The organism is Winogradskyella aurantia, from assembly GCF_002266855.1.
In the GTDB taxonomy this organism is placed as follows: domain Bacteria; phylum Bacteroidota; class Bacteroidia; order Flavobacteriales; family Flavobacteriaceae; genus Winogradskyella; species Winogradskyella aurantia.
Map to the genome: position 1 here is coordinate 25,266 of NZ_NGJN01000010.1, position 10,243 is coordinate 35,508.

Consider the following 10,243-nt stretch of genomic DNA (forward strand, 5'->3'; position numbering starts at 1 on the left):
TAAAATTGTAAAATAATTTTATATTTGTTTCAATTAAGGGATTAATTAAAACTTGTGAATAAAGTAATAAAAGTTCTGTTTGTGCTACTTGGTGGTGTCTTTATAATTCTTCAAGGTGGAGGGTTTGAGGTTGAAGGTGCTGCTATCAGTGCATTGTTATTATTGTTATTGAGCTTATTTTACTACAGGACAACTGAACGCAAATCAAAATTCTTCTTTTGGTTTTTGGCAACCTTTACTTTAGCCCATGCATTCAATTGTTTAGCTTATTATTTGCCTTATCTACAAGATGGTGAAGTAGATTATCCTTACTATGGCACCAATATACTTTACATCCTCTCCTATATTTTTCTAATAATAAAAATTTTAAAAGACTTGGATTTGCGTCATGTTTTTTCCGAACTCTCTGTATCTATTTTAATACTGCTCGTCTTGGATGTTTTTTGCGTAATTATGGTTACAGCTACAGCCGAGGACGTCTTGTCTTTCTACCAGTATTCTCTCGAGCTTATTTACAATGGTGTAATAATGGCATTGCTTTCGGTAGCCTTAATTAATTATATGTATAGAAATGACAACAAATCCATGTATTTTTTAGTGGCCTCCATGTGTATAGTTTTTTCAGAAATCATTCAATTAGCTTATTTCTATATTCTAGATGAAATCAGTCTTGGTTACATCTACTCCTTCCTTCTTGTGGTCGCTTTTTCATTTTTCTACCTCCAATCACAAAAGGAGTTTTCTGGACCAGAACCTTCCTATCTAGATGACCATATTGAATTGTAAACCTAAACAAGTATGGTTGCGCCTTCTGAGGAGACATCTCTTCCGGGGCTAAAATAAAAGTCAATCCTCCCTAAGTAGAGACCATAGGCGCCAACCTGATTCACCATAACATTGTTGTTTTCCGAATTCTTTTCGATGGTAGGCTTAGGCAAAAAGGTATGCGTATGGCCTCCAATAATAAGATCTATGTGTTTAGTGGCTTTCGCTAAAATTAAATCACTTACTCTATTTGGAGCGTTTTTATAATGATAACCAAGATGGGATAAACAAATCACCAAATCACAGGATTTATCCGTTTTAAGTATGGTAGTCATTTCCTGTGCGGTTTCAATAGGATCCAAATAAACGGTTTCCTTATAAAGCTTTTTATCAACTAAGCCTTCAAGCTTTATCCCTAAGCCGAATACACCTATTTTAATACCATCTACAAAAAATATTTTATAGGGCCTTACATGCGTATCTAATACCGTATTTGAAAAATCGTAATTGGCAGAGATGAAGTCAAATTTAGCATGTGGTAATTGTCCGTACAGACCATCTATGCCGTTGTCAAAATCGTGATTGCCAATTGTAGCGCCATCATATTTTAACATGCTCATCAGCTTAAATTCCAACTCCCCACCATAATAGTTAAAATAAGGCGTACCTTGAAATATATCGCCTGCATCAAATAGCAATGTATTTGGATTTTCTTTTCTGATTTGTTCAACCAAAGTTGCCCGTCTTGCCACACCACCCTTGTTGGCATTCCTGCCGTCATTGGGGCCAAAAGGGTCTATATGGCTATGCACATCATTGGTATGTAGAATTGTAATTTTTTTTGCTGTTGATGAACTAAAGGCCTGAAGGCCAAATCCGCTTATGCCTGCTAATGCGGCTGTTGCGGTCGTTTGCTGTATAAATCGTCTTCTATTCATTTTTAAGGTGCTACTCTTATAAAGCGATTATCTTTTTTGGATGTAAGGGTATCTGTTTTTTTGAAATAATCTATTAAAACATTCCTTACTTTATAATTTAAAGGATAAACGCCCTCGTTCTGTTGAAAAAAACTCATTTTATCCCCGCCATTGAAGAGATAGTCGTTTGTTGCCACAAAATAGGATTTATCAAGAACGATGGCATTTCCGTTCAAAGTAGCTGATATCACCTCATACCTTTCATTCAAGGTAAGCTGTAATTGTTGGGAAATCGGATGTGCGCGTTTGGCTATGGAAAGATACCTCAACAGGTCTTGAACTTGAGCTCCTTTTAATTCTGTAACAACAACCGCATTCTCAAAAGGCATAATTTCATAAGCTGTTCTGGTGGTGATGTTGCCTTGGGGTATCACGGAGCGAATTCCACCATAATTGAGTAATACAAAATCGATATCTTTACCGGTACGTTTTTTAAATATAGGATTGCATTGGCTATAAACGGCATCTGCCATTAAATTACCAATTGCTGTATTTAATTCACCATCAGTTTTTGCATAGGTCATAGGTGCATAAGAAATGATACTATCTAAATCTTTGTTTAAGTGGTCGTGGTATGGTTTAATAAAAGCTTCAATAGTGCTATCTGCAGGTATTTCAGGATTAACCTCTATACGCTTACCTTCAATTTTAGTTACATGATGACCATTATTACAAGACAGAATTAAACCTGCCAACAGAATTAAACTAAGCTGCTTCAATGCCATAAAATAAGTCGTTACATATTTACGATATATTGCGTGTGCTTTTGTTAAATTTGCACAAAGTCTAAATATAGATGTTTTTAAAGGTATTTAAAGAAAAATCAAATCAAAAATATGTCAACAAATTGTTGTCAATGCGGAGGTCTGGTGTTAATCCAAATAAGGTAAAGACTGTTGCCGTTCTCTTAAACGCTAGTGAGTATATTGATTTTGAATCTTTTAGAGCATATTTTAAGCAATTGGGTTTAAATTCGCCAAAGCACAAGATTGTGGCATTTACGCTCGATGATAAGATGCAGAGTAGTAAATGGGAAAGCTATTTTAGCCCTAAAGACTTTGGCTGGAAAGGTAAAATACATCATTCGGATTTAGATTCCTTTGTTAAGGAAGACTACGACGTATTGATCAGTTACTATAAAGAAGATATCTTGTATTTAAACCTAATAACGGCCATGTCAAACGCGAATTTAAAAGTGGGTTTATCTACAAGGGATGAACGTTTATTTGATTTAATTTTAGACGTTGAGCCAAAGGATATGAAAACTTTTAAAAGTGAATTTAAAAAATATCTAACGATTTTAAATAAATTATAATGACCAAATTTGTAGGGACAGGTGTTGCCTTGATAACACCGTTTAAGGAGGATTTAAGCATCGATTTCGATGCGTTGGGGAAGCTTGTTGAGTATAACATTGTAAATGGTACGGAATACTTGGTGATAAGCGGTACGACCGGCGAAAGCGTTACCATTACTTCTGAAGAGAAAAAGCAACTCATAGCATTTATAACAAAAAAAAACAACGGTAGATTACCATTGGTATTGGGCATTGGTGGTAGTAATACGGCGGCGGTCATAAAGGAAATAGAATCAACGGATTTATCATCCATAGACGCCATTCTATCAGTATCTCCATATTACAGCAAACCCACCCAGGAGGGCATTTATCAACATTTTAAGACCATAGCACTGGCAACGACAAAACCCATTATTTTATATAATGTCCCTGGCCGTACGGCGTCTAATATGCTGCCAGAAACGACCTTAAGGCTTGCAACAGAATTCGGCAATATCATTGCGGTTAAGGAAGCGGGTAATAATGTGCAACAATACTTAGAACTTTTAAGGCACAAACCTGAAGATTTTCATATTATCTCTGGTGATGATGATTTAGCTTTGGGTATTGCTTTGGCTGGTGGCTCTGGGGTCATTTCTGTCATTGGTCAGGCGCTGCCAAAAGAGTTCTCTGAAATGATTAGGTTGGGCATAGCCGGAAAGGCGAAAGAAGCTTACAACATTCATTTTAGTCTGATGCCCATAATTAAATTGATTTTTAAGGAAAATAACCCTGCCGGAATTAAAGCAACTCTTGAGGCCTTAGATATTTGTAATGCGCATGTTAGGTTGCCTTTGGTTCAAGCGACGGATCATCTTAAAAAGGATATGGTTAAGGCCTTGGAGGAATTGGGTAAACGTTAAACTAAAAATTAAAAAGAGATTTTAAAGTGTAAAAAGGTTGTGGTTTGGAATACAATTTTTGTTTTTATAATCCGTTTATAATGTGTACTTTTGCATCCTGTTTAAAAAATATGAAGCACGTATTTTACATACTAGTTGTCAGTTGTTTGTTGCTCTCATGTAGTGATTTTCAAAAGACTTTAAAATCTGAGGATGCTGCAGCAAAGTTCAATCTCGGTACTGAACTTTTTGATGCAGGTAAATACAACAAAGCGTTTAGATTATTTGAGCAAATTCTCCCTAAATACCGAGGAAAACCTCAAGCGGAAAAATTGACGTTCATGCATGCCAAGTGTTCCTATGAACTAGGGGATTATTACATAGCGAGTTATCATTTTGATAATTTTGTTGATATTTACCCAAATAGCGAAAAAGCTGAAGAAGCCGCATTTCTATCCGCTAAAGGCCACTATTATAATTCGCCTGTTTATTCCAAGGAACAAAAGGAAACTATTGAGGCCATCGAGAAATTACAGCTATTTCTTAATTCTTATCCTAATTCCCAATATTTGGCAGAGGCTAATAGCTTGGTAAAGGAATTAGATTTTAAATTAGAACGGAAGTCGTTTGAAATAGCCAAACAATACGATTTAATAAGGGACTACAAGGCTTCAATTAAATCATTTAATAATTTTTTATTAGAATTCCCAGGAACCTCTCTAAAGGAAAAAGCCCTTTTTTACAGGTTCGATGCTGCCTATAATTTAGCAATATTAAGTATTGATTCCTTAAAGGAACAGCGTATAAAAGATGCTTTAGGGTATTATAACAATCTTATTACTGCCTATCCAAATACAGAATTTTTAGTCGATTCTGAAAGGATGAGGGAGGAATTACAACAAGAATTAAACACATTGACAACTAAAAGTTAACTATTATAATGATGGATTTAAAGAAAACTGATGCACCCGTTACCACTGTAACTTATAACAGAAATGAAATAGATGCACCGACAGACAACATTTATGAAGCAATTTCTGTAATTGCCAAGCGCGCGGAGCAAATCAATACGGATATAAGACGTGAGCTAATTGATAAACTTGATGAATTTGCAACATATAACGACAGTTTAGAGGAGATTTTCGAAAATAAGGAACAAATTGAGGTATCTAAGTTCTATGAGAAGCTTCCTAAGCCACATGCTCTTGCTGTCAAGGAGTGGTTAGATGATAAAATTTATCATAGAAATACTGAGGATACTCAGGAATAATCTTCAATGTCTATTCTTAAAGACAAAAACATTTTATTAGGCATAACCGCAGGTATTGCCGCCTATAAATCGGCAAATCTTGTCCGTTTATTCATAAAAGCAGGTGCAAACGTTAAAGTCGTTATGACGCCTGCTTCAAAAGACTTTATTACACCGCTTACTCTTTCGACCTTATCTAAAAATACGGTCTATTCATCCTTTGTAGACGAAGAAGACGACAATGAGGTTTGGAATAATCATGTTGAATTAGGGCTATGGGCAGACTATTTTGTCATTGCTCCAGCGACTGCAAATACACTGGCAAAAATGACCAACGGCATATGCGATAATATCCTTCTGGCTACTTATCTTTCCGCTAAATGCCCAGTATACGTAGCACCTGCGATGGATTTGGATATGTACAAGCACCAATCTACAAAAACTTCCTTAGAGAAGTTGAGCTCTTTTGGTAACAAAATTATACCTGCAGGAGTAGGAGAGTTGGCTAGTGGATTAGTTGGGGAAGGACGCATGGCTGAACCCGAAGATATCATATCCTTTGTTGAAAAAGATATTCTTATGGGTTTGCCCTTAAACGGCAAGCAGATTTTAATTACGGCTGGTCCGACTTATGAGGCTATCGATCCTGTACGGTTTATTGGTAATCATTCAAGTGGGAAGATGGGCTTTGAAATCGCTAAAGCCGCCGCTAGCCTTGGTGCAGAGGTAACATTAATTACAGGTCCAACAAATCAAACTATAAACCACAGTTTAGTTAAACTAATTCCGATAGTAAGTGCTGAAGAGATGTATACTGAAGTACATAAATACTTCAAAACTTCAGATATTGCTATACTTTCAGCGGCAGTGGCAGATTACAGACCAAAAACAGTAGCCAATCGCAAAATAAAAAAGAATGAGGAAACGTTTACTATTGAGTTGACACGGACCAAGGATATTTTAAAATCCTTAGGTGCTGTTAAATCCGATCAATTTTTAGTTGGATTTGCCCTAGAAACCCATAATGAGTTGGATAACGCTTTGAAAAAGCTCAAAACAAAAAACCTTGATTTAATAGTTCTCAATTCATTGCAAGATGAAGGTGCAGGTTTTGGAGGTTCCACTAATAAAGTTACATTTATCACATCGTTAGGGACAATAATTGAGAATGACTTAAAATCCAAGGCTGAGGTCGCCCAGGATTTAATGAAGCAAATATTAAAACAATTTCATGCGTAAACTCTTATTTTTTATTTGTCTTATCTCCATAGCCATTACGAAAGCACAAGAGCTCAATTGCACGGTTTCGGTAATTGCGCAACAAACTGGAAACGATAATAACGTTGTTTTTAGAACCCTAGAGCGTCAGTTAAATGAATTTGTCAACAACACTACTTGGACCGAGAAATCCTTTGGTCAGCAAGAACGTATCAATTGCAGTATGGTGATTAATGTGCTTCAATATAACAATGACTCATTTTCTGCTACACTGCAGGTGTCTTCATCAAGACCGGTCTATAATTCCACCTACAGTACACCCATTTATAATTATAATGATAAAACCTTCAATTTTCAATATTTAGAATTTCAGAATTTGGTTTATAATGCAAATCAATTCGAATCTAACCTTATTTCTGTATTGGCATTTCATGTGTATATGATTTTGGGAATGGATGCCGATTCATTTGCATTAAATGGTGGTTCGGATTACTTTAAACAAGCCATGATAATAGCCAATTATTCTCAGCAATTAAATGGGCAGGGATGGAAATTAGAAGATGGCCAGCAATCGCGTTTTGCATTAATTGACAATTTAATGTCTCCAACTTTTGAAGGGATTAGGGAATCCATGTATAACTATCACCGAAAAGGTCTTGATATTATGAGTGAAGACCCAAAAGAAGCAAAATTGCAAATATCAAATGTTTTAAATAATCTACTTAAAATACACAGTGTTAGGCCTAATTCATTTCTAATGCGCGTATTTTTTGATGCAAAAGCAGATGAAATTATGGATATCTTGTCTGGAGGGCCAACAATTAACGTGGCAGAAACCCTTAACACCTTAAATAAGATTGCACCTATGCATTCTCAAAAATGGCGAAACATAACCTATTAATTTTCGTTTAAGGCCATGTTTTTAGTCTTAATGTATTAATTTTATTATTCTAAATTAAAAGCCGTTGTTATCATCATTATACATTAAGAATTATGCCCTAATTGATGAATTGAACGTTCAATTTAATAACGGGTTAACTATAATAACAGGCGAAACAGGGGCAGGTAAGTCTATTCTTCTTGGAGGCCTGGCTCTTGTACTAGGTAAACGCGCCGATCTTTCCCAAGTTAAAAATAAAGATAAGAAGTGTGTAATTGAGGCTACTTTTGATTTAGCCAATTACGACTTAAAAAACGTGTTTGGTGAATTAGATTTGGATTATGATGTACAAACTATAGTCCGAAGGGAAATTTTACCGTCCGGAAAATCCAGGGCGTTTATAAATGATACGCCGACTATCTTAGATAATTTAGTACAGTTAAGTGAAAATCTTATCGATGTCCATGCACAACATCAAACGCAACAATTAACGCAAGACCATTTTCAATTTCAAGTTATTGATGCTCTGGCCAATAATAAAGCCTTGTTAACCGAATATATCACAGGGCTGGGAGATTTCAAAACTCTTGAAAAAGCATTAGACGAGTTGAAAGCGTCCAAATCTGAGATGCTTAAGGAGTATGATTATAATCTTTTTCTGCTCAATGAGCTTAATGAAATCAACTTAGAAACTCTTGACCTCGATGAGCTCGAAGCTCGGTTTGAGGCGCTTAACAATGTAGAGGAAATAGGAGAGAAGCTCCAAACGATCAAAGAAATACTCAATGTAGATGATTTAGGTGTAATAGCACAACTTCAAACTGTAAAGCGGGAATTGTCTAAAATAGGAGGTTACGGTAAACCCTATGAAAAGCTAAAGGAGCGTATTGAAAGTGTTAATATAGAACTAGATGATCTCAATTTAGAATTGGATTCTTTAGAAGACAACCTCATGACAGAGCCAGAGGAACTAGATCGCATTAATAGCCAACTACAAATTATAAATAATTTAATGCAAAAACATGCGGTTCTAGATATAAAGTCCTTGATAGAACTTAAAGCTGAATTAAATACTAAAATCAACACTACGGAAAACCTAGATGATGAGATAGCGCAAAAAGAAAAGGACCTGGCAATCAAACAATCATACTTGGAGGAGTTGTGTGACGGGATATCAAATAACCGCAAAAAGGTAATCCCGACATTGAGTAATAAATTAGAGTCCATTTTAAAGGATTTAGGTATGCCTAATGCCAAATTTAAGATTGAACTTACTCAAAAAGAACGTTTTGGACCCAACGGTACTGATAATCTTAATTTTTTGTTCATGGCCAATAAAGGATCACGTTTCAATGAGTTAAAAAAGGCAGCTTCCGGAGGAGAGCTTTCAAGAATTATGTTGGCCATTAAATCTATTTTAGCTGAATATATACAACTGCCCACTATCGTTTTTGATGAAATTGATACAGGTGTTTCTGGAGAAATTTCTAATAAAATGGGTTCAATTATGAAACAGATGAGCAAGTACATGCAGGTACTTACCATAACCCATTTGCCACAAATTGCGGCTAAGGGTGATGCACATTTTAAAGTATTTAAGCAAGATAAAAACAATGCAACCCATACGAAGCTACAGCGTTTAAATGAAGACGAGCGCATCGTTGAAATAGCGCAGATGCTGGGTGGACTTGACGTTTCAGAATCTGCCTTGGCACATGCCAGACAATTACTAAATTGATAAGACTTAAATCAAACATATAATGATTAAGACTATTGTTCTTTCAATATCTTTATATTTGAATTTCAAAACTAATTAATACTAACTTATAGCAACATGTCATATAACTTACTTAAAGGAAAAAAGGGAATCATTTTTGGAGCTTTAGATGAAAATTCAATTGCCTGGAAAACAGCAGAACGTGTTCATGAAGAAGGCGGAGAATTTGTACTGACAAATGCACCAGTAGCAATGCGAATGGGGCAAATTAATGCCTTGGCCGACAAAACTGGTTCGCAAATTATTCCTGCAGACGCAACCTCTGAAGAAGATTTACAGAATCTTGTAGAGAAATCCATGGAAATTTTGGGCGGGAAAATTGACTTTGTACTCCATTCCATAGGTATGTCCATCAATGTTAGAAAAGGTAGGGCCTATACTGATCAAAAGTACGACTGGACTCAAAAAGGGACCGACGTATCAGCCATGTCCTTTCACAAGGTGATGCAGACACTTTATAAGGCAGATGCCATGAATGAGTGGGGTAGTATTGTGGCCTTAACCTATATGGCTGCGCAGCGAGTTTTTCCGGATTATAATGACATGGCGGATAATAAAGCATACTTAGAAAGTATTGCACGTAGCTTTGGTTATTTTTTCGGAAGGGACAAAAACGTAAGGGTTAATACCATTTCCCAATCACCGACACCTACTACAGCGGGTAGTGGTGTAAAGGGGTTTGACGGATTTATCGCTTATGCAGAGAAAATGTCACCATTGGGTAATGCCACCGCTTTAGATTGCGCAAACTACACTGTAACGTTGTTTAGTGATTTAACTAAGCGAGTTACATTACAAAACCTTTATAATGATGGCGGTTTTAGTAATATGGGTGTCAGTGATGCTGTAATGGATAAGTTTACATCATAGAGGTAAGATAAAAGATAAAATATATACAAAACCACTGTTAAGGCAGTGGTTTTTCATTTTTCAGCCTTTTAGTTCATCGTCCATATTTGTATTTAATCGATAACCTGCTCTCTGCTATTGATTTTCTAATGAATTAACATATTTTTAAGGAATAACTAACTTAAAATCTTCATTTATATGAAAAAAATTACTCTTTTTATTTTATTAACATTAGTGGGAATGTTTGGGTTTTCCCAAACCTTTCCTGGAACAGGAACTCCTGTGGACACCCAGAACGGCAGTGGAAACACAGATGCTACCTGTGGTACAGCCTTTGAGCTTGATTTAAC

At 35.9% G+C, this 10,243-nt stretch carries 11 protein-coding genes; 9 read left to right on the forward strand and 2 right to left on the reverse strand.

The genetic code is table 11. The features are described from left to right. Nucleotides 1–54: 54 nt before the first annotated feature. Nucleotides 55–786: a hypothetical protein gene (locus tag CA834_RS14360; protein WP_094969416.1), complete on the forward strand. Its 732-nt coding sequence runs from the start codon at nucleotides 55–57 to the stop codon at nucleotides 784–786. Between the two features lie 2 nt (nucleotides 787–788). Here CA834_RS14360 and CA834_RS14365 read toward each other — a convergent pair whose 3' ends face one another. Both CA834_RS14365 and CA834_RS14370 read right to left on the reverse strand, forming a co-directional pair. Then, nucleotides 789–1,703: a bifunctional metallophosphatase/5'-nucleotidase gene (locus CA834_RS14365; RefSeq protein ID WP_094969417.1), complete on the reverse strand. Its 915-nt coding sequence runs from the start codon at nucleotides 1,701–1,703 to the stop codon at nucleotides 789–791. Nucleotides 1,704–1,705: 2 nt separating this feature from the next. Further along, entirely contained in the window at nucleotides 1,706–2,467 is a 762-nt protein-coding gene (locus tag CA834_RS14370; RefSeq protein WP_094969418.1) for a 5'-nucleotidase C-terminal domain-containing protein, read from the reverse strand. Between the two features lie 71 nt (nucleotides 2,468–2,538). Between CA834_RS14370 and CA834_RS14375 the strand changes: the two genes are divergently transcribed. The 8 genes from CA834_RS14375 (at nucleotide 2,539) to CA834_RS14410 (ending at nucleotide 9,914) form a co-directional block, all read left to right on the forward strand. Next, a complete protein-coding gene (locus CA834_RS14375) occupies nucleotides 2,539–3,057 on the forward strand; it encodes a DUF6913 domain-containing protein (RefSeq protein ID WP_094969419.1) in 519 nt (172 codons plus the stop codon). Then, a complete protein-coding gene (dapA, locus tag CA834_RS14380; RefSeq protein WP_094969420.1) occupies nucleotides 3,057–3,941 on the forward strand; it encodes a 4-hydroxy-tetrahydrodipicolinate synthase in 885 nt (294 codons plus the stop codon). Before CA834_RS14375 ends, dapA begins: the two co-directional genes overlap by 1 nt. A gap of 110 nt (nucleotides 3,942–4,051) precedes the next feature. Further along, nucleotides 4,052–4,852 carry an outer membrane protein assembly factor BamD gene (locus tag CA834_RS14385; RefSeq protein ID WP_165764807.1) on the forward strand — a complete coding sequence of 267 codons (801 nt, stop codon included), beginning with the start codon at nucleotides 4,052–4,054 and terminating at the stop codon, nucleotides 4,850–4,852. An 11-nt stretch (nucleotides 4,853–4,863) separates the two neighbouring features. Continuing rightward, complete coding sequence (locus CA834_RS14390) at nucleotides 4,864–5,190, forward strand: DNA-directed RNA polymerase subunit omega (protein ID WP_206186885.1); 327 nt, start codon at nucleotides 4,864–4,866, stop codon at nucleotides 5,188–5,190. 6 nt (nucleotides 5,191–5,196) lie between these two features. Next, entirely contained in the window at nucleotides 5,197–6,408 is a 1,212-nt protein-coding gene (coaBC, locus tag CA834_RS14395) for a bifunctional phosphopantothenoylcysteine decarboxylase/phosphopantothenate--cysteine ligase CoaBC (RefSeq protein WP_094969423.1), read from the forward strand. Then, entirely contained in the window at nucleotides 6,401–7,288 is an 888-nt protein-coding gene (porD, locus tag CA834_RS14400) for a type IX secretion system protein PorD (RefSeq protein WP_094969424.1), read from the forward strand. Before coaBC ends, porD begins: the two co-directional genes overlap by 8 nt. Nucleotides 7,289–7,352: 64 nt before the next feature. Beyond that, entirely contained in the window at nucleotides 7,353–9,005 is a 1,653-nt protein-coding gene (recN, locus tag CA834_RS14405) for a DNA repair protein RecN (protein WP_094969425.1), read from the forward strand. A gap of 96 nt (nucleotides 9,006–9,101) precedes the next feature. Next, nucleotides 9,102–9,914, forward strand: coding sequence for an enoyl-ACP reductase FabI (locus tag CA834_RS14410; protein ID WP_094969426.1), 813 nt, complete (start codon nucleotides 9,102–9,104; stop codon nucleotides 9,912–9,914). Nucleotides 9,915–10,243: the final 329 nt, after the last annotated feature.